This is a genomic window from Corynebacterium sp. HMSC08F01, from assembly GCF_001807545.1.
Taxonomy (GTDB): domain Bacteria; phylum Actinomycetota; class Actinomycetes; order Mycobacteriales; family Mycobacteriaceae; genus Corynebacterium; species Corynebacterium coyleae.
In genome coordinates, this window is record NZ_KV789314.1 from 217,935 (window position 1) to 240,305 (window position 22,371).

The window sequence follows — 22,371 nt, forward strand, 5'->3', positions numbered from 1 at the left end:
CAGTCTAACTAGCGCATGAAATCAGGCACATCCAAGTCGTCGAAGCCGCCGCCGAACTCCTCGTCGCGGCGCGGACGGGAGTCCTCACGGTCCGTAAACAGGCCACGGTTTGGCTCGTAGCGGTGACGAGCCTGGTAGCTCTCCGACGGCTGCTCGGCGCGGGTCTCGGTCCGGGTCTCAGTGCGTGGCTCGGCCGGCTTCTCCGGCTGGGACTCAAGCTCCTCGGCCGGAGCGACGACGCTTGCCTGCGGGGCGTCCTCGGCAGGACGAGCGTTGGCCTTCTCGTCGAAGCCAGTGGCGATGATGGTCACGCGGACCTCGTCGCCCAGATTGTCGTCGATAATCGTGCCGAAGATGATGTTGGCATCGTCGTCGGCCTTCTCCTCCACGATGGAAGCAGCGTTGTTAACTTCCATCAGGCCGAGGTCGGAGCCACCGGCGACGGAGATGAGCACGCCCTTGGCGCCCTCCATGGTGGTCTCCAGCAGCGGGGAGTTGATGGCCTGCTCAGTTGCGGTCATCACACGGTTCTCGCCGCGCGCGGAACCAACGCCCATGAGCGCGGAACCCGCGTCGGCCATGACGGAGCGCACGTCCGCAAAGTCGACGTTGATCATGCCCGGGATGGTGATCAGATTGGTAATACCCTGAACACCGTTGTAGAGCACCTCGTCAGCCGCGCGGAACGCTTCCATCATGGAGAGCTCCGCGTCTCCGAGCTGCAGGAGGCGGTCGTTCGGGATCACGATGACGGTGTCGCAAACTTCCTTCAGGTTCTCAATGCCAGCCAGCGCCTGGCGGGTACGGCGCTTGCCCTCAAAGGTGAACGGGCGGGTCACAACACCAATAGTCAGTGCGCCCATCTTCTTTGCAATACCTGCGACGACCGGGGCCGCACCAGTACCGGTGCCGCCGCCTTCGCCTGCGGTAACGAAGACCATGTCGGAGCCCTTCAGGGACTCCTCAATCTCCTGCTTGTGGTCCTCGGCAGAAGTGCGGCCAACCTCGGGGTTCGCGCCTGCACCCAGCCCACGGGTGGCTTCTCGACCAATGTCGAGCTTGGTGTCGGCATCGGTAAACAGCAGCGCCTGCGAGTCAGTGTTGATGGCGACGAATTCGACGCCCTTCAACCCCTCCTCAATCATTCGGTTCACAGCGTTGACGCCGCCCCCGCCGACACCGACGACGCGGATCATGGCGAGGTAGTTGGCGGGAGAAGTCATAGCGTAAGTCTCGCCTTTCAAAACTCGGGTGTTCAGTTGCGTCCCATCATGTTTGAAAGCGAAGCATTTTTTGTGTTCTCCCCCGGCGTGTCACAACCCTAAACCTGTACTTTAGGGTTGTGACCTGGGGTTTTAGCGCGAGGTCACCAACTCGGGGTTAGAAATATTGAACTCGTGGCCTTCCAACTGGAGCACGGTTTCGAGCGCCAGCGCCTTATTCGCATTGTCGGTTGCAGCTCCCCACTGGACTACGCGGTCGTCGTCAAGCACGAGCATGTAGGTGTAGTCACCGTTGGCTTTGAGCGCGCGGACGCGAGGCCGGGCAACATCGCTAATCGACGACGCCACCTCCACCGCCTGCGCAAACCGCTCCTGGGCCACCCCCTGGATCTCCACAGCGCCTGCGGGCGGCGCCGCAACGATGAAATCGCGGCCCTCCCGGTCGATCAGGTGCGGCTGGCCATCAATGTCCACCCACGCCACCGGATCATGCTCTGTGATCTCCACACTGACACCGTTCGGCCACGCGCGCGACACTGTTGCGGAATCCACCCAGGGGTTTGCGGCAACATTCTCGGCGGCTCGGCGCGGCTTCACCTTGCCTATCGGCGTGCCGTAATCAATCCCGGTGAGGTTGCGTACTTCCTCCTCGGGCAGGTTCACGGACCCCTCGACGGCAATATCGTTCACGCTCATCAGCGGCGTGAACGGCACGGCCGCGCACACAGCCACAACAATGGCCACCGTTGCTGCGATCGCACCGTACGGGATCTTCCGGTGCTTCGGCTGCTCCTCGGTTGAGTCAGGCATGGGAACTTTTGTGGACATTACTTGCCCGCCAACGCATCCAGGATCTCGTCTGCCAGCATGGTCACACTGCCCGCCCCCATCGTGAGCACCAAGTCACCCGGCTCGGTCACGGACGCAACGGTTGCAGGAGCAGCAGAGAAGTCCGGTTCAAGGTGCACCGGGATGGTCATTTCGTCGCTAATAATGCGCGAGGTCACACCCTCAACCGGGGTTTCACGGGCACCGTAGATATCTAACAGCACGCACTCGTCTGCCAGCGACAATGCCTTAGCAAACTCGCTGGAGAACTCCTGGGTGCGCGAGTACAGGTGTGGCTGGAAGCACACGACCACACGCGCACCGTTGCCTTCTGCTTCCACCTTGTCGCGGGCCGCGGTAAGCACCGCCTCCACCTCGGTCGGGTGGTGGGCGTAGTCGTCGTACACGCGAGTCTCGCCGACGCTGCCTTTGTACTCGAAACGACGGCGCACGCCCGTGAACTCGCTGAGCCCCTGGGCGAGCTTCTCCGGATTCGCACCGACGAGTACCCCACCGAGCAGCGCTGCTGCCGAGTTGAGCACCATGTGGCGGCCCGGGATAGCCATGCTGTAGGTGACCTCGCCGGAGACATCAGGCGTGCGCAAACGCACACCGACTGCGGTGTGCTCGCCTTCCTGGCGCTCTTCGGTAATCACCGCCGCTGCCGGCACGCTCGGGTGGCGCTTTGCGGCTTCTTCAGTGCCGTATCCGTAAACCGTCAGACCACGCTCGATTGCGCGCTCACCGCAAGCTGCGGCGTGTTCGTCATCTAGGCACACCACGATGTTCTTCGCAATGTCCGCAAAATCATCGAACACCTTGAAATACGCCTCACGCGTGCCGTAGAAGTCCAGGTGATCCGGCTCAATGTTCGTAATCACGGCGACATCTGGGGAGTAACGCAACAGCGACGCGTCCGACTCGTCGGCCTCCGCGACAAAAACCTCGCCCTGGCCGTGATGAGCGTTCGTGCCAGCACGGTTGAGTTGCCCGCCGATCGCGAACGACGGGTCTTGCCCTGCTGCTTGCAGCGCCACGACCGCCATCGACGTCGTCGAAGTTTTGCCGTGCGTGCCAGCGAGCAACAGCTGAGTACGGCCCTCCATCAACTCGGCCAGCAGGTCCGAGCGGCGCAGCAGCGGAACACCCTCCCGCTTGGCGCGGACGAGTTCGGGGTTGTCCTGCGGGATAGCAGCAAAGCTCGTCACCACCGCGGTGGGCAGCTCGCCTGAGAGCTCCAGGTGGGCCTCGTCGTGGCCAAGCGCCACCTTCGCGCCCTTGGCCTTCAGTGCGCGAACCGGACGGGAGTCCTTCGCGTCAGAGCCAGTCACGGTTGCGCCTCGGTCCAACAAGATATGCGCCACGCCCGACATGCCAGCACCGCCGATGCCAATGAGGTGCACGCGTGAGAGATCCGTCATCAGTTTTCCTTTCCAGCCGCATCAGCAATGCGGCGCGCGAGGTCCTCGGCAACATTGCCGGCACCGGATTGAGCAATTGCGCGACGCATCTCGGCGCGCACGTCGTCGTTATTGAGCAAAGGCAGCAGCTTCTCGACGAGTACGTCGCCGTTGAGCTCGGCGTCGTCGATACGCAATGCCGCCCCTGTGGCCACCAAGTGTGCAGAGTTCAACCCCTGCTCACCGTTACCGTGCGGCAGCGGGATGTAAATCGCAGGCACTCCGGCCGCAGAGTTCTCCGCAACCGTCATCGCCCCCGAGCGGCACACCACCACATCTGCGACCGCATAGGCCGCCTCCATGTCGTCGATGTACGGCACTGCCGTATAACCCTCGTGGGGTGCAGGTGCGTCGTTCTTGCGCCCGTAGGCGTGCAGCACCTGGTGGCCGGCAGCGGTGATGCGCTCCACTGCATTGGCGAGCGCCGTGTTGATGCTCACCGCACCCTGGGAACCACCAGTGACGAGGACAGTCGTCTTCTCCGGATCAAGGCCCCACGTGCGTAGGCCACGCTCACGCTTTGCCCCATCCGGGTCGACCCCGACACCGGGACGCACCGGAATGCCGACGACATCGCCAGCCATGCCCGAATTCGCCACCGCATTCAAGCCCACGCCGCCGAGCTTGACCCCAAGCTTGTTCGCCATGCCCGCAAGCGCGTTGGTTTCCAGCACGAAAAACGGCAGCCGCAGCGACTTCGCCGCCAAGTACGCCGGCGCGGACACATACCCGCCGGTACCGAGCACCACCTGAGCACCCGAAGACTTCATCGCCTCCTTGGCCTGATTGACCGAACGCAGCAGCTTCGCCGGCACCGCAGCCAACTTCCACGGCTTCTTGCGCGGAATGGGCACCGGATCAATCAACGCCAACTGAAAACCGCGGGCGGGAACAATCGTGGTTTCCAAACCACGCTCCGTGCCCAACGCGACAACATTGGCACCGAACTGATCACGCAACACCTCCCCCACGGCGAGCGCCGGCTCAATATGGCCTGCGGTGCCGCCGCCTGCCAAGACGACGTTGAGTTCACTCATGTAATCCTCCTGCTATCTACGCACGCGGCGCGGCCCACCAGTGGCTTGACGCACCGGCGCCGTCGGGCGGTGATTGCGCTGTACCTGCTCACGTGGGTGCTCGCGAGGCTGGCGTTGCTGTGTGATCGGACGGGGCTCCTGGACGCCAAGCATGCGGTCGAACACTGGGCGGCCGTAGTTCTGCATCGCGGAAATCGCATCCGGCTCGTGGCGAGCCACGTTTGCCAACACACCCATCGCACCCAGGGTGATCACCGCCGAGGTACCGCCGGCAGAGAGCATCGGCAGCTGAATGCCGGTTACCGGCAGCAGACCGATGACGTAGCCGATGTTGACAAACGCCTGCGAAACAACCGCTGCCGTCAGCGCCGCCGCCATCAGCGTCTGGTACTGCGACTGCGCACGCCGAGCGGTACGGAAACCGAAAAAGCCGAGCAAGGCGAACAGGGAAATAACCAAGGTGCCGCCCCACAGGCCGAGCTCTTCGCCGATGATCGCGAAAATAAAGTCGTTGCGTGCCTCAGGCAGGTAGAACCACTTCGCGCGGGACTGGCCAAGACCGACACCGAAAATGTGACCGTCTGCGAGCGACAAAAAGCCTTGGTGGGACTGGAACGCAATACCTTGCGTGTCATCGAAGTGGCCGCGCAGTGCGTCGAAGTACACGTGGAAACGCGCAGAGCGGAAACCTCCGGACAAGAACGCCACAATCAGTGAGAACGCGCCACCAATTCCCAGGTAAACGATTGCCTTCTTTGGCACACCCGCGAAGATCAGGATGAAGGCGACCACAACCGCGAACGACAAAGCCATACCCATGTCGCCCTGTGCGGCAATCAACGCGACACAGATTGCAGCCACGATAAAGAACGCGAGGAAACCGTTGTTGGCCTGGAACAAACGTTGCGGATTTCTGTGTTCGAGCACCTTCGCGCCCCACATCGCGATAGCCACACGGGCCACCTCCGATGGCTGCAGGCGCAGCGGGCCCAGCACAATCCACGACTGGGAACCTACCTCTTCGCGGCCGGTGCCCAAGGGCGTGAGCACCAAGATCAGCAAAATAACGGAAGCGGCCATCAGGACAGCGGAGAAGCTGCGCAGCCGCTCAGGCGGCGTTTTCAGCGCCACCCAAAACGCGATCAGGCCACCGATGACCATGACGGTTTGACGGATGGCCACGCCCCAGACGCTCTCGGAATCTGCGAACGACGTCGCCATTGACGACGACATCACCATGACCACACCAAGACCTGCAAGCACCAGGACAATGCTGCGGATCATGGTGTAGTCGATGAGCGGCCGGGAATCCAGAAACTCCTCGAATTTGCGCACCTTAAGCGCCAATTTTGAGGTTGGCTCGGTCGATCGCGGGGCACGCCGCGTTGTCCCCTGTTGCACCGCCATGCAGCTGCCCTTTCATTCGAGAAGTCTCAACGTGAAGTTGAGCTTACTTGTTATCCGGGCTCCAGTGTCGCATCGCTGCCGCTGCGAAGGCGTCGCCACGCGCTGACATGCCCGAAAACATATCCAAGCTCGCAGCAGCCGGCGCCAACAGCACCGTATCGCCCGGCTGCGCCTGGGTCGCCGCCCACGCAACAACCTCATCCATGGCTTGTTCCGGATCCGTGGAGTCAGAGACAAACACCGGAACGTCCGGGGCGGCCGCGTTGACAGACGCGCGGATGAGCTCACGATCCACACCGAGCAGAGCAACGGCGCGGAACTGATCAGCGTGTGCTTTGACGACACCGTCGACGGCAGCGCCTTTGAGCTGTCCTCCCGCGACCCACACCACCGTGCCCGCACCGGTGAGCGCAGAATCCGCCGCGTGCGGGTTCGTGGCCTTGGAGTTATCCACCCAATCCACACCGCCGCCGGAGTGCACCACCGCCCCACGGTGACCGGCCACGCGGTACTTCTCCAGTGCCCGCTGGATGTGATGCGGCTTGGCCCCCTGGGTCAACGCCACCGCAGCGGCCGCGAGTGCGTCAAGCAGACCGGCGGCTCCGGCGGGCTCGATGCCGTCGGCACTTGCAACGTCGATAGTTTCGCCGCCGAGTTTGGCCACGATCCTGCCGCCCGAAACACCGACCTGGTTGTCGCCAGGCTCTTGAAGTGTGAACCCGATGATGTCGTCGCGACCAGTCTGCTCAGCTAAACGCTGCACCTCCGTATCGTCGATACCTGCAACCGCATGCGTTGCTTGCAATACCTTCGCCTTCGACGCGGCGTATTCCGCAAACGAGCCGTGCCAGTCAATGTGGTCTTCAGCCAGGTTCAGCAGCACGCCAGCATCCGGCACGAGCTCGGAGGACCAGTGCAGCTGGAAGCTGGACAGTTCGGCAACGAGGACATCGACGTGTTCGTCGAGAAGCAGCACCTCTCCGACCGCGGTGCCGATGTTGCCGCAGGCACGTGCGATACGGCCGGAGTCGGCGCCGACTTCGGTCATCATCGCCGCCAGCATGCCCGTAGTCGTGGTTTTGCCGTTGGTGCCCGTGACGACGAGCCACGTCCTCGGTGCGCCAAACACGCCGGCGCGGTCAAGGCGGAAGCACAGTTCAACATCGCCGATGACGTCGATGCCGGCGGCGGTGGCGTCGACAAGAAATGGCGTATCAGGTCGCCACCCGGGCGAGGTGACCACAAGGCCAGTGTCGGCGAAGCGCTCGCGCGCTTCAGCGCTGGAACACACCGCGAAGCCTTTTGCGGTAGCGGCTGCGCGCCCATCCGGGTTGTCGTCGACAACCGTGCAATTCGCACCCGCCTTCGTCAGCAAGTGTGCTGCGCCGAGACCAGAAACACCAGCACCGGCGACTAAAACATGATCTGGCAGCGTCACAGGCCCGCTCCGTTCAACGAGAGCCACTCACCATAAAACGCCGCGAGGCCAAGCATGACCGACATCCCGGAGATGATCCAGAAACGCACCACTACGGCAGTCTCTGGCCAGCCGCCGTTTTCAAAGTGGTGGTGGAACGGCGCCATGCGGAACACTCGCTTGCCGGTGGTCTTGAAGGACGCAACCTGAATCACCACGGAGGCGGCCTCCAGGACGAACAACGCGCCGATGACAACCATCAGCAACTCGGTGCGCGAAGCAACCGACAGGCCCGCAACAAGGCCACCGAGTGCCAGCGAGCCAGTATCCCCCATAAAGATCTTCGCGGGTGCGGCGTTCCACCACAAAAAACCCACGCAGGCGCCAAAACCGGCCGCTGCGAGGATAGCCAGGTCCAACGGGTCGCGCACCGAGTAACAGCCAGCGGTCGCGACAGCGTCACAAGAGTTACGGAACTGCCAGAACGTAATGCCCGAGTAGGCAGCCATCACAAGTGCCGTCGTACCAGCGGCCAACCCGTCGAGACCGTCAGTCAGGTTCACTGCATTCGACCACGCGGCCAGCAGGATGTAGATGAACACCAGGAAGATGATGGTGCCCACCACACCCCCGCCGATGGCGAGGTTGATCGTGTCGATGTCGCGCACGAACGACAAGAACGTCGAGCCAGGTGTCAGACCGTTCTCGTCCGGGAACTGCAAGATAAGCAGCCCGAAGGCGATAGAAATGAGAAACTGCGCCACAAGCTTCGCCGTCTTATTGAGGCCAAGGTTGCGGTGCATGAACAACTTAATGCCGTCATCGGCAAAACCTACGAGGCCGAGCGACAGCGTAAGCCCCAGCACGATCAGGCCCGAGGCAGTAAACGCCGTGTGGCCCGTAGCCAAGGCTGAGAGACTGCCGCCGACGTAGCCAAGCGCGATTGCTAACAAAATAGCGATGCCGCCCATTGTTGGCGTGCCACGCTTGCGGGCGTGCGACTTCGGGCCGTCCTCGCGGATCTCCTGCCCCATCTCGCGGCGATGGAAATATCTAATGAGCAGCGGGGTCACAAAAATCGAGACCAGGAAACTAAGAATCCCGGCGCAAATGACTTGAACCATGAAGTGTTACCTCGCTGCTGTTTCGTTATTCATGTTGAACTATCTAAGCGTATGCCCTTGCAGTAGCGCCTCGGCCACTGCCCACAGTCGCGCTACGTTTGATGCTTTTACCAGCACGACATCGCGGTCGGTGCGCGACTGCCAGTCGTCGATACCCGCTGGCGGCATAGCCAACAGTTCGCGCACTACCTCGCTGGCTTCGGCAGCATCGGCGACGCTGCTGGTGCGGATGCCGAATTGCTCAGCACGCTCGGCCAGCGCTTCCATCGACGCATTATTCCCGACAGTGATGAGGTCGGTGACGCTGTAGCGCGCCAACTCATCGGCAAGCGCCGCGTGCTCGTGTTCCGCACCGGCGCCAAGTTCGCCCATCTCCCCCAGCACCGCAAGAGAGCGCACACCTGGGCGCGCCGCGGCGGTGTAACCCAACGCGGCAATGGCAGCCCGCATCGATTCAGGGTTGGCGTTGTAGGCATCGTTGATCACGGTCACGCCATCGGCGCGGGTGTTGACGTCCATGCGGTTGACCGACACGGAATGTGCATCAGACAACGCCTGCGCGACAGTTGCGGCATCCATGCCCGATTCAATGCCGACTGCAGCTGCAGCCAGCGCATTGCCCACCTGGTGGGCACCGAACACGTTGAGGGTTACGCGCTGCGGATCACCCTTCGGGGTGTGCATGATAAACGACGCACGCGCCACCGCATCCAGTTCCACATCGGTGGCGTAGTAATCCGTTGCCGTATTGCCGTTGGCGGAAAAGCGCACCACGCGTGCCTTCGTCCGCGGAGCCATCGCGTTGACCAGGTCGTCGTCGGCGTTGAGCACCGCGATGCCATCGGCAGGCAGCGCCTCAACGAGTTCGCCCTTGGCCTGCGCGATGTTCTCGCGGGAGCCGAACTCCCCCAGGTGCGCCGAGCCCACGTTAAGCACCACACCGATCTGCGGTGGTGCAATCGTGGCCAAGTGCGCAATGTGGCCGATACCGCGCGCCGACATCTCCGCGACCAGGAACTTCGTCTCCTCCGTGCAGCGCAGCACCGTGTATGGGTGGCCGATCTCGTTATTAAACGACCCCGGAGGAGCCACCGTCTCGCCCGCACGCTGCAGGACCGCCGCGATCAGGTCCTTCGTCGAGGTCTTGCCGGCAGAACCAGTCACGCCGATGATCCGCAACCCGTGGTTCTCCATCAGTTCGCGGGCCACATAGGTGGCCAACTTTGACATCCCATCCACAACGCCTGCTGCGGAGCCAGTTGGATCGTTGACCGCCAGGTCCGAGTTGTCGTCGGCACTGGGCGGTCGCTTCTCGACGACCACAGCCGGCCGACCGACCTCCCTCGTGGTCAACGACGCCGTGGCACCCGCCGCAGCCGCCTTGCCCACAAAGTCGTGGCCATCCACGTTCGCACCCGGGAACGCAACGAATAGCCCGCCGGGGCCGATCTTGCGGGAATCAAACTCCACAAACCCGGTCACCGAGGCGTCCGGATCAGCCTCCGGGCTCAAGTGTCCTCCGGTGATCTCCGCGATCTGGCGAAGCGTCAGTGCAATCATGCGTTCCTCTTCTCTCGGCGGGCGCGAAGTGCGCGCCGCATCTCTTCGCGGTCATCAAAATGGTGCTTGGTGTCGCCGATGATCTGTCCAACCTCGTGGCCTTTACCCACGACAATGATGGCATCGCCGGGCTTTGCCCACTCGACGAGCGCGTCGATCGCCCTCGCACGGGAGCCTTCCTGGATGATCTCGGCTGCCGTTTCTGCGTCGCGTGCGCCTTGCAGCACCGCTGCGCGGATCGCTGCCGGGTCTTCGGTGCGCGGGTTGTCATCAGTCACCACAACAAAGTCTGCGCCCTTCGCTGCTTCCGCTCCCATGAGGGGGCGTTTCGAGGAATCTCTGTCACCACCAGCGCCGATCGCCACACCAATCCGGCCATCGACCTGTCCACGCAGCGTCTGAAGCACTGCTGCGACAGCGGCCGGCTTGTGGGCGTAATCCACAACAGCTACAAAATCCTGGCCTTCATCAATTCGCTCCATGCGCCCCGGCACCGCCGCCTGCTCTAGGCCTGCGACAAACGCTGCTACATCGACACCAACCTGCGCCGCAAGCGTGGTGGCAAGGGCGGCATTGGCGACGTTAAACGCACCCGGCATCGGCAGAGCAAACTCCACCTGACGCTCTGGAGTGTGAAGTCGAATGTGCTGGGTTCCGGTGTCGTCGATACGCAATAGCTCCGCAGTGACTTCTGCATGCTCACCGCGGGTTGCCACCGTCACCGGGTGCTCCGCGCGCGCGGCCATCTTCTGACCCCAAGAATCGTCGACACAGATCACGCTGCGCTTCGCGTGGAGGTCGCTCGACGGGTCAAAGAACAAGGCTTTCGCCTCGAAGTAGTCCTCCATCGTCGGGTGGAAATCAAGGTGATCCTGCGACAGATTGGTAAAACCAGCGACGTCGAACTGGGCTCCCGTCACGCGCCCAAGCATGAGCGCGTGGGAGGAAACCTCCATCACCACATGCGTAACGCCCTCGTCGCGCATGCGGGCAAACAGTGCCTGCAACGTCGGCGCCTCAGGCGTAGTCAACTCGGTGGCCACATCGCGGCCCATGATCTTCGTGCCCGTCGTACCAATCAGGCCGACCTTGCAACCAGCCTGTGTCAGTCCACGCTCCAGCATGTACGTCGTGGTGGTCTTGCCCGACGTCCCAGTCACGCCCAGCAGCGTGAAGTCCTTCGACGGATGCCCGTACACCTCCGCGGCAACATGGCCAAGAATCGCGCGCACATTATCGACGACCAACACCGGCCGGCGATCCGACGTCTGCTGGATGATCGCAAGACCTTCTTCGTCAGTCAGAATCGCACCTGCGGCCGAATCGAACGCGTACGACGCGCCATGCACCCGCGTGCCAGGCAGCGCAGCAAACAAGCCACCGGGCTCCACGTTTTGGGAATCAAGACCAATAAACGACACCTCAAACGGTGCCTGCGGCGCATTGACGATGCGTGCCCCCGCAATCTCAGCGAGGGATGTCAGCGTGGGCGCTGAGGACATGATAATTCCTTCCTTTCAGGGCCGTTACTGGGCTTGCAGAACAAACGGTTCCGCGGGCGGGCTCGGCGGGATATTTTCCTTATCCAACATCCAGCTCGCAATCTGGCGGAACACCGGCGCCGCAGACTGGCCACCGGCACCGCCGTCGAGTACACCGCGCTGCGGCTCGTCCAGCATGACCGCCACAACAAATCTCGGATCGTTCGCCGGGGCAATACCCGCAAACGTAATCCAATACTGGCTCTGTGAGTATGCGCCCGTTTCCGGGTTCACCTTCTGTGCAGTACCTGTCTTGCCAGAGAACTGGTAGCCCTCTAGCGCATTTCCTTGTGCAGTACCCGACTGGTTGCCGGTCGGGTCTTCTTGGAATGCGGCACGGAACATATCCACCGTTGTACGCGCCGCCTCCTTGCTCACCACTTGGTTGCGCTGCGGCTCATCCTGCGGGATATCTTGCCCGTCCGGTCCGACGATGCGCTCGATGATGCGTGGCTGGATGCGCTCGCCGTCGTTGGCCAACGCCTGGTACACACTCGCCATCTGCAGCGCAGTCCAGCTCATGCCCTGACCGATTGGCAGGTTGGCAAAGGTACCGCCCGACCACTGTTCAAGCACCGGCAGCAGACCCGGCGACTCATTGGGCAATTCAATGCCGGTCGGAGCACCGATACCGAAACGGTTGAGGTAATCCCAGTAGCGCTCCTCGCCGAGGCGCTGCGCCAACTGCAATGTGCCCACGTTGGAGGACTTACCGAAGATGCCTGCGGTGGTGTACGGCAGAACATCGTGCTGCCAGGCGTCGCTCACTGTCACACCGGCCATGTCGATCGAGCCCGGCACCTGGTGCACCTCGAACGGGTCAGTCACCCCCTGATCGATTGAAGCCGCTGCAGCGATGACCTTTGCCACCGAGCCTGGCTCGAACGGGTGCGAGATCGCTGGGTTTTCAAAATCCTTACCCTGCTTGATCTGCTTTTCAATATCCCCGTTCGGGTTGATGGTGTCTGTATTTGCCATCGCCAACACCTCACCCGTGTGAGCGTCAAGGACGACAGCCTCAGCCGACTTTGCCAAAGAGTTTGCCTTTGCCTGCTCAAGCACTTGCTGCACATACGTCTGCAGGTCGAGGTCTACCGTGAGCTCAATGCGCGCACCAGGTACCGCTGGCACCACATCGCGCAGGGAGCCCGGAATGGACTGCCCACCTCCCGAGACGTCCTCGGTCGAGCGGCCGTCGATACCGGTAAGCACCGCATCGCTAGAGGCCTCAAGGCCGAACTGACCGTGCCCGTCCATGGAAACCTTGCCAATGATGTTCTCCCCCACAGCACCGTTCGGGTACTGGCGGATGTCCTGCTGGTCAGCAGCCACACCGTGGAACTTCGCCGCCACCTTCGCAGCGACATCCGGGTCAACGTTGCGCACTAAAACTTCGTACGACGTGTCGGCGTGGAGCTTGTCCAAAATCTCCTTGGCACTGACACTGCCCACAGTGCGCAACTGCTCTGTGTCTGTACCCGTAGGCTGTGGATCAGTTTCGCCACCGATCATGCCGGGGATCTCATTCGCCATTGTGCGCAGCACGTCTTCAACGCGGGCGTCGAGCTGCGCGTCGATATCTGCCTTGGGGACGCCGTCGATACGCATCTGCAGCTCTTGCTGCTGTCGCAGTTCCTCACGCAACTGCTTCGGCGAGACCGTCAACGACCTTGCCTGCATCGTGTACGCCAACTGCTTGCCGTCACGGTCCACGATCTCACCGCGACGTGCTGGCTCAACATACTCGCGCTGGCGTTGCACCTTGGCAACTTCACGCAACTCGCCGCCGATGATCACTTGGACCCAAAACAGGCGTGCGATCAGCAAGGCTGCGACGCTGAGGAACACAAGCGTCAAAAGGAATACACGGTGGTTGGTGATGTGACGCTGACTCTTCCGTGGCGCCGGACGCTTCCGGGGTGTGCCCGTGGATGTCACGTGCCCTCCTCACCTACCAAAACTGCTCATTGACTCGTTTATCATGCCCCGCACAAATGCGAAACGAGGTTGCGCCACACGCCTGCGGCACAACCCCCACCGTTAACGTCTATTCGCCGGCGGGCACATTTGCCTGATACGGCGCCACGTTGGCAACCTGCGGTGCTTGCTGCGGACGAGGCGGAGCTTGATTGCCACCTGGAACCTGAGTCAGCGCATCCGCCAGCTCGCGGGTTGCACGGTCATCACTGCTTGCACGGCCCTGACGCAACGCTTCGCCGTTAACGTCGACAATCTTGGCAACCTTTTCTGGGTTGAAAGGCCGGCGCTCTTCAGCACGACCATCTTCCATGACCTCCACTAGGCCAGGTTCTCCAGCGACCACCATGCCTGCGCCTGCAGCGCGCTGTGCGATCTCCGCAGCAGAACGACGATCCTCTAAGTCACGGTTGAGCGACTCGACCTCGTTGGCAAGTTCACGCTCCTTCGACTGCAGCTGCTGGATGGTGAAGGTTTGTGTCGTGGCCACGCCGGACAGCAGCATCGCTATAGCAATACCGATCACCAGCAGAGGCACCGCAAGTGCGGACACTGCGGAAAAACGCGACGGCGCCGCGACCGTGCCAACCCGACGCCCACGCACAGACACAACCTGCTGCGAGCCGAGGCGCCCCCGCCCTCGGGAGTGCGGCACATGCGGCTTCACACCCGGCATCGTGCGACGACGTGCCGGAGCGCTTGTACGGCTGGTGCGGGCACTGCCATCGCGCGTCAGCGTCATCGCGCGGGAGCCACCTCGTGTGTCTCGTGCTGCCATGGTGTCCGTCCTCAGATGGTTGTGTGTTGTACGTGGTTTGTTGTGGGTTATGTGGTTGTCGTTGAGTGCTTAAGCTTCTCGACGCCGCGCACCCTCACCGGTGCTGCACGCGAGTTGCGCTCAATCTCTTCCTGCGGAGCTTTTTCCGCCCCGCGGGTGATGAGTTTGAACGTTGGCTCGGTGCCCGGCAGATCCATCGGAAGTCCCGCCGGCGTCTTTGAAGCTGTCAGTTCAGCGAAGGCAGATTTGACGATCTTGTCCTCGAGCGACTGGTAACTCATGAACACTGCTCGCCCGCCGACGCCGAGCAAATCCGTAATCACCGGAACCACTCGCTCGACAGCCTCAAGCTCGCGGTTGACCTCAATCCGCAGCGCCTGGAAGGTGCGCTTCGCCGGGTGACCGCCAGTACGTCGCGTGGCGGCCGGGATGGTGCTGTACAGCAGTTCCACGAGCCGGTCCGCACGGTCGAACGGCGCACGCTCGCGCTCCTTCAGCACAGCCGACGCAATCTTGCCTGCGAAACGTTCATCGCCGTAGGACTTCAGAATCCTCGCCAGGTCTCCGTGCGAGTACGTGTTAAGTACCTCGGCCGCAGTGATGCCGGTGGTCGGATCCATGCGCATATCCAGCGGTGCGTCACCGCGGTAGGAAAAGCCACGCTCCTCCTGGTCCAACTGCATCGATGAAACACCGAGGTCGAACAGCGCACCAGCCACACCGTGCTGCCTCACAAGGTCGAAGGTCTCGCCCTCCCCCGATGCGATCTCGTCGCCGATGTAGTCGAACCGGCATTGCACCGGAGTGAAACGCTCACCGAACTGAGCCAGGCGCTCAGTCGCCTGCTGCAGCGCATTCGGGTCGCGATCCACACCGATCACGCGCGCTTGCGGAAATACGTTGAGAAAGTGTTCGGTGTGGCCACCAGCGCCAAGGGTTCCATCGACAATGACGGCGTTGGCGCCGAACGCCTCTACAGCTGGGGCCAGGAGTTCGGCCATGCGGTCGCGCATGACCGGCACATGCCCATGAGGGTCTGCAGCGTGTGTGCGGTACACCATCCGGGCTCACCCCTCGCGGTCAGTTAGTCGTCGGCTCCTTCTAAGCCGGGGAGTATGTAGAGCCCTGTCCGGGGCGGCTGTTCTGATGTCGGGGAAGTACACCAGAATGCTTCACGCCCCGGACAGAGTCCGTACACACTCTCCGAATTGGTTGCCCGCTGTTGGGTAGTCAGTCCTACAGCAGACCGGAGAGAATGTCGTCGTCATCCGCCGCGGAGAACGCGGCTTCAGTCTCTTCTTGATACTTATTCCAGGACTCAAGATCCCAGATCTCGAGAAAATCCACAGAACCGATAACTACGCATTCCTTGGAAAGGCCTGCGTACTCACGGTGTGCCGGCGACAGGGTGATACGTCCGGACCCATCGAGCGTTTGCTCATCCGCACTGGCAGCCAGATTGCGGATAAACGCGCGCGCCTTCGGGTTCGTCCTTGATGCTGCAGCGGCCTTGCGGGCGCGTGCAGCAAACTCGTCCCGCGGGTACACCGCGAGGGAGTGGTCCTGCCCTTTGGTCACCATCAGGCCGTCTGCCAAGTCCTCACGGAACTTCGCAGGCAGCGTCAGGCGCCCTTTGTCGTCGAGCTTGGGAGTGTAGGTTCCCAGAAACATCCGGCGACCTACCTTCCTTCACCTTCAGAGATTGGCATTTGCAGTTTTCTCGGCTTCGCTCCGCATTACGCACGTAGTCAAGATGCGCACCACGGTGCTCCGCTGTGCCCCACTTTAACCCACTTCCCCCCACAAACGCCACACTCTGAGCAACTTAGTTCCCACAACAAGAAGAACACGCAGGTCAACGGCCACAATCCCCGTGGGGCAATTACCCGCCAATGTCCCCCACTTACCGCCACATCCCCCACTACAACCCCATCAATCACCTACAGGCACACGAGACGCAACCCGCTCCGAACGTCCTTTAACAGGCAAAATGGCCGGATCAAACCAACGGGTGGGGCAAAGTGGGGAATGTGGGGCGAAGTGGGGATAAAAAATCGCCCTCCCGAAGAGACCCGGGAGGGCGAAGGGAAAGCTAAAAGCTACTGACGATCCTCAAACCGTCGACGGAAGCTCTCCTCCAGGCTAACACTGCGCGGCGAGCGCGACTTGGACTGAGCCTGCGCTCGCTGCAGCGAAACACCAGCGGCAGCCGGGGTACGGAGCGCCATGATCCCCCCATAGAACATCACACCGAAGCCGACGATGCTCAACACCACAGTCCACAGACTCCACGACGCCAGCGCCACTCCCCCAAGAAGAAGGACAAGGCCCAGCACAATGAGGGCGAGGCTACGCATAGTCAGCCGGCCCGACGGGCGCGAAGCACCATACTCAGAGGACGGAGCGACCGAGGAACCGAACTTCGGGTCGTCCGCAAGGAGCGACTGCTCGATCTCGCGCAGTGCGCGCATTTCCTGCTCAGAAAGAGACACTACTTTCTCTCCAGATCCCAGCTATGAATGAACAATGTATGGATACAACGAACATCGTACCCACATTGTTCCCGCGCCTTATTACGCCGCCATTGACGCATCACCCCCAGTGGTGTCCAGGAGAAAGTCCTCAGCCGAACCGATAAGGCTTGAGACCACGACCGGCGACGGGTTGTCGTCGATCCCAGACGCCACCCTCGCCCGGCGCGCCGAGTATGCAGAAAATACCGTCGCCCAGTGCTGGCCACTTTCCCCGGTGAGCGCGAGCTTGTCCCACGCATTAGTTGGCAGCCGCTTCCGCTTCCGGAGCACAATGCTGCGAGCGTTGCATGCGCCAGCGATGCGCAGTGCAGCCCGGTATGCGTTTTCCATCGCAAGGTCGTAGCGCCTTGCCGCAAAGTCAGCATGCGCCTGTGCAAGCAGTGCCTCCGCAGAGAAGATGAACGAGTCAAACTTTCGCGGCGCCCCCATATCCCCGTACGCCCTGCCCGTTGTGGCTGAAACTACGCTTCCCATGACACTTTCCCCTTTCGCTGTTACCAGTGCATGTCGCCTTTTGATTGCCCATGACCTTAGAAGTCACCCACGACACCACAACCAAAAATTAGCACGTTTGTTCGACTGTTCGAACGAGGATGTGTGGTCAAGCCCCGCAACAGGCACATAAGTGGTTCGATAGTGGGGTGCACATTGAGATCCAAAGGCTGACCAATGCGGAGTTTTCTTTCCTCGTGCCACGGTTGGTGGACATCTACATGGAAGCTATGGGGTACCCCCAAACCATGCGCGCGCAGCGTTTACGCGTGTGGCGTGGAGAGGTCACCTGGCCAGGCTTTTCCGCCGTGGCCGCAATCTCGGACAACAGCGTCATCGGAGTGGCCTACGGTTTTCTCGGCGCGCGGGAGCGCTGGTGGGACCAACAACTCGTCAAAGCACTCACTCAGCAACGTCTAGACGGCATGCTTTCTGACGACGACCGTGCGCTACTGGCCAACTACTTCGAAATCGCCGAAGTGCATGTGGATCCGAGGCACCAGGGCCGCGGCATTGGTGCGGCGATGCTCAGGGAACTGCTCGCATCGACATCAGCTCGTTGGGCTGTCCTATCTACTCCCGAGGTAGACGGCGAAGCTAATAACGCATTTGGGCTTTACCGCAAGTTTGGGTTCCAGGACGTTGCTCGCAATTTTTATTACGGAAGCGACCCTCGCCCGTTTGCGATTCTCGCACTCGACATGGCGGGCACACCTCATGTCGGCGAGGCTGACTAGGGTACGTTCCAGAGAGATTTTCGTAGACGACGGTGAGGAGCAGCGTGGCTACACACGAATTGGGGATTGGGAACTTAAGTGCGGTGCCTGGTGTCGTCGAAAAGCATTTGGAGCAGTTTTTCGACGAACACGGGCCGGCAATTTCCGCGATCGGTGAGCCTGTCTCGGAAGCAGTCGCGCACTTGCGCGCGTTCACACTGGGTGGTGGCAAGCGAGTGCGTCCGCTGTACGGCTGGGCCGGTTTTGTCGGCGCCGGTGGTTTGGAAACTAGCGGCGAGGACCCAAACGCGGTCTTGCGCGCGATGAGTGCGCTTGAGTTCATCCAGGCGTGTGCGCTGGTCCACGACGACATCGTGGACGCCTCCGATACCCGTCGCGGAAACCCCACGGTGCACCGCAGTGTGGAGGCCCAGCACCTCGAAAACCATTGGCTGGGCGACGCTGCGACGTTTGGCGTGAACACCGCGATTTTGCTCGGCGATCTCGCCTTAGTCTGGGCGGAAGATATGTGGCGCTACTCCGGTGTTTCGTTGGAGGCGCTGCAACGCGCCGCGGAACCGTGGGTGGGTATGCGCACGGAAGTCATCGGTGGGCAGATCCTTGATATTTCGTTGGAAAGCCGTGGCAGCGAGTCTGCGGACATGGCGGATCGGGTGAACCGGTTTAAGACCGCCGCGTACACGATCGAGCGTCCGCTTCATCTTGGTGCGACTATTGCTGGTGCCGACGATGAGACCATTGCGGCATTCCGTGGTTACGGACGCGATATTGGCATCGCATTCCAGCTTCGCGACGACCTCCTCGGTGTCTTCGGCGACCCAGCAATCACCGGAAAACCCGCGGGCGATGACCTGCGCGAAGGAAAGCGCACTGTCCTTTACGCGACGGCGCTTGAGCTTCTCGACGCCAACGATGCCGACGAGCTCCGCGCCGGTGTAGGTACCGCCACCGACCCAAAGGTGCTTCAGCGCCTCGCCGATCTCATCCGCCAAAGTGGTGCGGAGGATGCGGTCGAAGAGCGCATTAACCGTCTCACCGCGTCCGGCATTGCTCACCTGGATACCGCCGGTATTACTGCTGAGGCTCGCCAGGCACTATCCGAGTTGGCCCACAAGGCCACAGACCGGCGTATGTGATGGCCGGTAAAATCCGGCCGATCCCCCTCGGCGTTGTCGCAGCCGTTCTCATCGCGATCGGTTCCTTTGGTGCCGGAGCGACGCGTTACCGTGACGGCCTCATGCGCTCGATAGGCCTTGAGTTCCTCACGTACGGCCACGGCCGCGGCATGATGGACGGCCTCCTGATGGCGGGCACTGGTCTTCTCGTGTTTGCCTGGCTGTGGCTGTGGCGCACCCGCCCAGGCGAGCAGACCGTGCTCCGTGCGGTGTGGTCGTGGGCCGCTCCACTCGCCTTGAGCGCACCAATCATGTCGCGCGACGTGTACTCCTACCTCATGCAGGGGGCAATGCTTCGCGACGGCTTCGACCCCTACTCCGAAGGCGCCGCTATCAACCCCGGCCCGTATTTGTGGGAGGTCTCCCACGACTGGCGCAACACCACAACGCCGTACGGGCCACTGCACTTGGGCATTGGCAAAGCGGTGACCACGATTGTCGGCGACCACGTCGCGTTTGGCGTCGTTGCCTACCGGCTGATCGCGCTGGCAGGTTTCGCGCTCATTGTCTGGTCGGTACCGCGCATCGCGCGCCTCGCAGGTGCTAGCCCCGGGTTTGCACTGTGGGTAGGTGTAGCCAACCCTGTCATGCTGTTGCACCTGATTGGCGGCATGCACAACGAGGCGGTCATGGTCGGCCTGGTGTGCGCGGGCCTGTACCTGTGCATGCGACACACGTGGTGCACCCCCGGAATCGTGCTCATCGCATGCGCGGTATCGCTCAAGGCCACGGCTGCGTTCGCGTTGCCGTTTGTGGTGTGGCTGATGGTCACGCGTCGCGCCCGCGTCCACGATGTGCCCCACCACCTCGCCGCGCTTGCCGTCTCTGGAGCCTGGGCGCTGGCGGTCTCGGTCGCCGTCATCCAGGTGGTGACGTGGGTCTGCGGCTCAACGTGGGGTTGGCTCGAGGAAATCACCGGTAACTCGAAGGTGATCAATCCGCTGGCTGGTCCGACGTTCGCCGCAGAACTGATTACCCCGCTCGTGCAGTTGGTCAACGACGACTTCAGCTACAACACAACGCTTGCAGCCACCCGCACGGTGTTCAGCTTCGCGATGCTCCTCGCGCTCGTGATCACGTGGTGGTGGTTCCGCCCGGCGCGCGGCAAGGCCTACGCGCCGCGGATGCTGGCGGGCACCACCGTGGCGTATACGGCAGCGTTTGTCACCAACGCGGTAACGCTGCCGTGGTACTACGCCTCCATCTTGGCGCTCGTGGGCACGTTCCGGGCACCGGCCTGGGTAGCTAGAATTACTACCGGCGCATCCGTCGTCGTGGCACTCGCGTTTACAGGCAGCGGCAACCACAGGCTCTACGACGTGTGGTTCCTCGCCGCAGCCTTCATCGTCGCCGTGGTAGCGACTCGCTGGGTGTTTAGAACGCCATCGCTTGCGCACGACGAATAACTTCGCGCGCTTTCTGACCATGCAAGGCGTCAATCGGGCGCCCCGGCAGCGAATCCTCCGCGGTGTAGAGGAATGTGAGGATCTCCTCGTCGTTGTAGCCGCCATCGGCAAGCACAGTGATCGCGCCTGAGACGAACTTCGACAGCCCATCCTCACCGATCAGCCCAGCCGGGATGAATTTTTTACCATCCCGGATGTACATGACAAGTTTGCGGGCACCGACATAGTCGTGCACACGAGTGACCGGAACGCCCAACGCTTCGGCGGCGTCGGGAAAGGCCAGCAAGGTTTCGTCGCTAAGCAATTGCTCGAGATTCGTTTGTGTGCTCACGGCGCACGATTCTACCCTGGGGTACATGGCAACACTCGCTCCAGGCACAACTCTCGACGAACGCTACGTCGTGGACCGCGCCATCGCCCGTGGTGGCATGGCCACGGTGTATCGCTGCATCGATTCCCGCCTGGGCCGGGAAGTCGCTGCGAAAGTCATGCACGAGCAATACGTCCACGACGCTGTGTTTCGCGACCGCTTCCGGCGCGAAGCCCGCGCGATGGCGCAGCTCAGCCACCCTAACTTGGTCAACGTGTACGACTTCTCCGCGTCCGGCAACAACGTGTTTCTCATCATGGAACTCATCACCGGCGGCACGCTGCGCGAATTGCTCGCCGAGCGTGGTCCGATGCCTCCCCACGCAGCCGCCGAAGTGATGCGCGGCATGCTCACGGGACTGTCCGTCGCACATGAGAAAGGCATGGTGCACCGCGATATTAAGCCGGACAACGTGCTTATCGACGCCTCCAGCCGCGTCAAACTCTCCGACTTCGGCCTCGTGCGCGCAGCCGCCGAAAACACACATTCGACCGACCAAATCGTGGGCACCGTCGCCTACCTCTCCCCCGAACAAGTCGACGGCAGCCCCATCACAGCCGCATCGGATGTGTACTCCGCCGGCATCGTGTTGTTCGAACTCCTCACCGGCCGCACGCCATTTCACGGCGACACCCCCATCGCGCACGCGTACGCACGCCTCCATGGAGATGTGCCCGCGCCGTCCTCACTCATTGCCGGGGTGCCAATGCTTTTCGACGAGCTCGTCGCCACCGCAACCGCCCGCACCCCCGAAGCGCGCTTCCGCGATGCGGGAGAATTCCTCGCCGCACTCGACGACGTAGCAGCCGAACTTGCACTGCCGGATTACACCGTGCCTGCCCCGCGCAACGCCGCAGCCACGCGAGCCGCAGCACACCCGACTAACTTCGGACTAGTCAACAACGCCACACAGCGACGCCTCTTCCCCGATGACGAGGCGCCAACGCGAGTCGCCCCCGCAGTTGAGAGGCCAACTAAGCAGGCGTCCCCAGAACTGCCGTCACGCAGCCAATGGCCCGCTGCACAGGCGTCTCCGGCTCCGGTTCCGGCCCCCGTTCCGCCTGCAGCCGCCCCCGTGCCCGCACCCGTGCCACCACGTGCACCCCGGCCTGCCGCTCCCAATCCGGCAAAGCGCCCCGCAGTCAAGCCGGTAACTAACCGCTCTCTGATCGGTGTCGTGCTCTACACCGCTGTTGCAATCGCCGTAGTAGCTGCGGTTGGTCTGGGCGCATGGTGGTTCGGCTCCGGGATGTACGGCGACATCCCGGAGATCGTCATCCCGCGGTAGCGCTGGCCGAGTAGCGC

General features: G+C 62.1%; 19 protein-coding genes and 1 pseudogene. 4 read left to right on the plus strand and 16 right to left on the minus strand.

Translation table 11 applies throughout. The annotated features are described in order from the left end of the window. Nucleotides 1-8: 8 nt before the first annotated feature. From ftsZ to HMPREF3171_RS07610, 15 genes are all read right to left on the minus strand, one after another. The gene (gene ftsZ / locus HMPREF3171_RS07540) at nucleotides 9-1,223 is read right to left on the minus strand and encodes a cell division protein FtsZ (protein ID WP_070422197.1); all 1,215 of its coding nucleotides are present in this window, start codon (nucleotides 1,221-1,223) and stop codon (nucleotides 9-11) included. Between the two features lie 132 nt (nucleotides 1,224-1,355). Next, complete coding sequence (locus HMPREF3171_RS07545; protein ID WP_070483976.1) at nucleotides 1,356-2,033, minus strand: cell division protein FtsQ/DivIB; 678 nt, start codon at nucleotides 2,031-2,033, stop codon at nucleotides 1,356-1,358. Between the two features lie 17 nt (nucleotides 2,034-2,050). Beyond that, on the minus strand, nucleotides 2,051-3,472 hold the full coding sequence (murC, locus tag HMPREF3171_RS07550) for a UDP-N-acetylmuramate--L-alanine ligase (protein WP_070483981.1): 1,422 nt from the start codon (nucleotides 3,470-3,472) through the stop codon (nucleotides 2,051-2,053). Beyond that, complete coding sequence (locus tag HMPREF3171_RS07555) at nucleotides 3,472-4,548, minus strand: UDP-N-acetylglucosamine--N-acetylmuramyl-(pentapeptide) pyrophosphoryl-undecaprenol N-acetylglucosamine transferase (RefSeq protein WP_070483982.1); 1,077 nt, start codon at nucleotides 4,546-4,548, stop codon at nucleotides 3,472-3,474. Before HMPREF3171_RS07555 ends, murC begins: the two co-directional genes overlap by 1 nt. 12 nt (nucleotides 4,549-4,560) lie before the next feature. After that, complete coding sequence (locus HMPREF3171_RS07560; RefSeq protein ID WP_070422193.1) at nucleotides 4,561-5,955, minus strand: FtsW/RodA/SpoVE family cell cycle protein; 1,395 nt, start codon at nucleotides 5,953-5,955, stop codon at nucleotides 4,561-4,563. 43 nt (nucleotides 5,956-5,998) lie between these two features. Next, nucleotides 5,999-7,393, minus strand: coding sequence for a UDP-N-acetylmuramoyl-L-alanine--D-glutamate ligase (gene murD / locus HMPREF3171_RS07565; protein ID WP_246815347.1), 1,395 nt, complete (start codon nucleotides 7,391-7,393; stop codon nucleotides 5,999-6,001). Beyond that, the gene (gene mraY / locus HMPREF3171_RS07570; protein WP_070483986.1) at nucleotides 7,390-8,496 is read right to left on the minus strand and encodes a phospho-N-acetylmuramoyl-pentapeptide-transferase; all 1,107 of its coding nucleotides are present in this window, start codon (nucleotides 8,494-8,496) and stop codon (nucleotides 7,390-7,392) included. Before mraY ends, murD begins: the two co-directional genes overlap by 4 nt. A 39-nt stretch (nucleotides 8,497-8,535) precedes the next feature. Next, nucleotides 8,536-10,056 (minus strand): UDP-N-acetylmuramoyl-tripeptide--D-alanyl-D-alanine ligase, encoded by a 1,521-nt coding sequence (locus HMPREF3171_RS07575; RefSeq protein WP_070483987.1) that lies wholly within the window; start codon nucleotides 10,054-10,056, stop codon nucleotides 8,536-8,538. Then, a complete protein-coding gene (locus HMPREF3171_RS07580) occupies nucleotides 10,053-11,558 on the minus strand; it encodes a UDP-N-acetylmuramoyl-L-alanyl-D-glutamate--2,6-diaminopimelate ligase (RefSeq protein WP_070483989.1) in 1,506 nt (501 codons plus the stop codon). The genes HMPREF3171_RS07575 and HMPREF3171_RS07580 overlap by 4 nt, the downstream gene beginning before the upstream one ends. Nucleotides 11,559-11,582: 24 nt before the next feature. Next, nucleotides 11,583-13,535, minus strand: a complete 1,953-nt coding sequence (locus HMPREF3171_RS07585) for a peptidoglycan D,D-transpeptidase FtsI family protein (protein WP_083279395.1) — start codon at nucleotides 13,533-13,535, stop codon at nucleotides 11,583-11,585. 109 nt (nucleotides 13,536-13,644) lie between these two features. Further along, entirely contained in the window at nucleotides 13,645-14,352 is a 708-nt protein-coding gene (locus HMPREF3171_RS07590; RefSeq protein ID WP_141739360.1) for a cell division protein FtsL, read from the minus strand. A 47-nt stretch (nucleotides 14,353-14,399) separates the two neighbouring features. Continuing rightward, nucleotides 14,400-15,413 carry a 16S rRNA (cytosine(1402)-N(4))-methyltransferase RsmH gene (rsmH, locus tag HMPREF3171_RS07595; protein ID WP_070483991.1) on the minus strand — a complete coding sequence of 338 codons (1,014 nt, stop codon included), beginning with the start codon at nucleotides 15,411-15,413 and terminating at the stop codon, nucleotides 14,400-14,402. A gap of 175 nt (nucleotides 15,414-15,588) precedes the next feature. Further along, nucleotides 15,589-16,023, minus strand: coding sequence for a division/cell wall cluster transcriptional repressor MraZ (mraZ, locus tag HMPREF3171_RS07600; protein WP_070422186.1), 435 nt, complete (start codon nucleotides 16,021-16,023; stop codon nucleotides 15,589-15,591). A gap of 428 nt (nucleotides 16,024-16,451) precedes the next feature. Beyond that, nucleotides 16,452-16,844: a DUF3040 domain-containing protein gene (locus tag HMPREF3171_RS07605; protein ID WP_070450870.1), complete on the minus strand. Its 393-nt coding sequence runs from the start codon at nucleotides 16,842-16,844 to the stop codon at nucleotides 16,452-16,454. Nucleotides 16,845-16,925: 81 nt separating this feature from the next. Continuing rightward, a complete protein-coding gene (locus HMPREF3171_RS07610; protein ID WP_070483992.1) occupies nucleotides 16,926-17,360 on the minus strand; it encodes an SAV_6107 family HEPN domain-containing protein in 435 nt (144 codons plus the stop codon). Between the two features lie 167 nt (nucleotides 17,361-17,527). On the opposite strand from HMPREF3171_RS07610, the gene HMPREF3171_RS07615 reads away from it, so the two are divergent. From HMPREF3171_RS07615 to HMPREF3171_RS07625, 3 genes are read left to right on the plus strand one after another with little or no spacing between them, the layout of a single operon-like run. After that, a complete protein-coding gene (locus tag HMPREF3171_RS07615; protein WP_141743381.1) occupies nucleotides 17,528-18,115 on the plus strand; it encodes a GNAT family N-acetyltransferase in 588 nt (195 codons plus the stop codon). A gap of 44 nt (nucleotides 18,116-18,159) precedes the next feature. Then, nucleotides 18,160-19,251 (plus strand): polyprenyl synthetase family protein, encoded by a 1,092-nt coding sequence (locus HMPREF3171_RS07620; protein WP_070450867.1) that lies wholly within the window; start codon nucleotides 18,160-18,162, stop codon nucleotides 19,249-19,251. After that, complete coding sequence (locus HMPREF3171_RS07625; RefSeq protein ID WP_070483997.1) at nucleotides 19,251-20,696, plus strand: alpha-(1->6)-mannopyranosyltransferase A; 1,446 nt, start codon at nucleotides 19,251-19,253, stop codon at nucleotides 20,694-20,696. Before HMPREF3171_RS07620 ends, HMPREF3171_RS07625 begins: the two co-directional genes overlap by 1 nt. Here HMPREF3171_RS07625 and HMPREF3171_RS07630 read toward each other — a convergent pair. After that, nucleotides 20,665-21,027 carry an Rv2175c family DNA-binding protein gene (locus tag HMPREF3171_RS07630; protein ID WP_246815348.1) on the minus strand — a complete coding sequence of 121 codons (363 nt, stop codon included), beginning with the start codon at nucleotides 21,025-21,027 and terminating at the stop codon, nucleotides 20,665-20,667. The two genes, HMPREF3171_RS07625 and HMPREF3171_RS07630, sit on opposite strands and share 32 nt — an antisense overlap. A 25-nt stretch (nucleotides 21,028-21,052) precedes the next feature. Here HMPREF3171_RS07630 and HMPREF3171_RS07635 point away from each other — a divergent pair. Next, nucleotides 21,053-22,342: pseudogene (locus HMPREF3171_RS07635) on the plus strand (protein kinase domain-containing protein); the annotation flags it as partial. Nucleotides 22,343-22,371 lie beyond the last annotated feature (29 nt).